The following is a 1,876-nucleotide window of genomic DNA, read 5'->3' as shown; positions in this document are numbered from 1 at the left end:
TTTTAGGAGAGCAGGGATCGCCGATGATAATATCAGACTGGTATTCACAGATCATTTGGCGATCGCTAATCGCCACTACTGCCGCAGATTGTTGTTTGAGTAAACAAAAGATTTTATAACCCGTGCGACCTAATCCACAGACGATGATTTGCGGTTTCATTCGTCGAGCGCGTTTTTTGCTGATTAACCTTTCAGTTCTAGCGCAAAAACTAGGAAAAATCTGTAACTAAAGCTGCAATGCTGCCAATTTTTCTAATCAGGCTTTGAAGATGATAAAATAACCCTCATCATTGATTTAATCACCTAAGCCTTGACTCGCTTTCTTTGGGACAAATTTAGTAAAGATTACCTCGAAACTTTTCTTGCTTCTTCCGGTGACGTGAAAACTAGCCTTGATGTGACGGCAGAAACTCAAGAAATCGATGTGTATTTTCGACCGACTTCCCCCAAAATACCGCCCGAATTAGGCCTATTGGGCAAATTAGCTCAAACCCCTTGTCTATTGGAACCCTATCGCAATCCGGTCACGATTGATGGCATTATTGCCTGTTTATCTAAACTGTTGACTGTGCGGGAACAATTACAAAGAGAAGCTCACCGTCATCAACAACCCTTATTAGCAGAAAATATTCCTAGACTATGGATACTAACTCCTACGGCCAGTCAAAGAATTATAACTGCTTTTTCCGCTCTCAATAACCCAGATTGGGGAGAAGGAATTTATTTTTTACCTCCAGCATTAACCACATCCCTTATTGTCCTACATCAATTACCTGAAACCCCTGAAACCCTTTGGTTAAGATTATTAGGCAGAGGAGGAACCAGAAGCAGAGCGATTGATGAATTAGAGGCCTTGTCTCCTCATCATCCCTTTAAATCAGCTTCCTTAAAATTATTATACAATTTGAGTAGGAACTTGCAAGCCTTACCCAAAAGAACCCAGGAGGAGAGGAAATTTATTATGCGTTTAGCCCCTTTATATGAACAAGATAGAGAAAAAGCTATTCAACAAGGAGAAGCTATCGGACTTCAAAAAGAAGCATCCAAGTTAGTGCTACGTCAACTAAAGCGACGTTTTGGTGAATTGCCCCCGCATATCACCGAAACTATCCAAAAACTCTCAGTAGAAAAATTAGAAGACTTAGGAGAAGCATTACTAGACTTTGAGAGTCAAGCTGACTTAATTAATTGGCTGAACTAATAAATAGGCTTTGAAGATGATAAAATAACCATCATCATTGATTTAATAACTTAGGTCTTGACTCGCTTTCTTTGGGATAAATTTAGTGAAAAATTACCTCGAAACCTTTCTCTCTTCTTCCGGTGACGTGAAAACCAGCTTTGATGTGACGGCAAAAACTCAAGAAATCGATGTGTATTTTCGACCGACTTCCCCCAAAATACCGCCCGAATTAGGTTTATTGGGCCGATTAGCTCAAACCCCTTGTTTATTGGAACCCTATCGCAATCCGGTCACGATTGAGGGAATTCTCGCTTGTTTATCTAAACTGTTGACTGTGCGGGAACAATTACAAAGAGAAGCTCACCGTCATCAACAACCCTTATTAGCAGAAAATATCCCTAGACTATGGATACTAACTCCTACTGCCAGTCAAAGAATTATAACTGCTTTTTCCGCTCTCAATCATCCAGATTGGGGAGAAGGAATTTACTTTTTAGCTCCAGCATTAACCACAGCCATTATTGTCCTGCATCAATTACCTGAAACCCCTGAAACCCTTTGGTTAAGATTATTAGGCAGAGGAGGAACTAGAACCAGAGCGATTGATGAATTAGAGGCCTTGTCTCCTCATCATCCCTTTAAATCAGCTTCCTTAAAATTATTATACAATTTGAGTAGAAACTTGCAAGCCTT

The 1,876-nt window shown here is 40.1% G+C and carries 1 protein-coding gene and 1 pseudogene; both read left to right on the top strand.

Going from position 1 to position 1,876, the window contains the following annotated elements:
• Positions 1-310: 310 nt before the first annotated feature.
• Complete coding sequence (locus PX636_RS14195) at positions 311-1,201, top strand: DUF4351 domain-containing protein (RefSeq protein ID WP_288117632.1); 891 nt, start codon at positions 311-313, stop codon at positions 1,199-1,201.
• 57 nt (positions 1,202-1,258) lie between these two features.
• A pseudogene (locus PX636_RS14190) lies at positions 1,259-1,876 on the top strand (DUF4351 domain-containing protein); the annotation flags it as partial.

This window comes from Microcystis sp. M53598_WE2 (assembly GCF_030067735.1).
Classification (GTDB): domain Bacteria; phylum Cyanobacteriota; class Cyanobacteriia; order Cyanobacteriales; family Microcystaceae; genus Microcystis; species Microcystis aeruginosa.
Note: the sequence above shows the minus strand (reverse complement) of the source record. Positions and strands in the feature narration are given on the sequence as shown.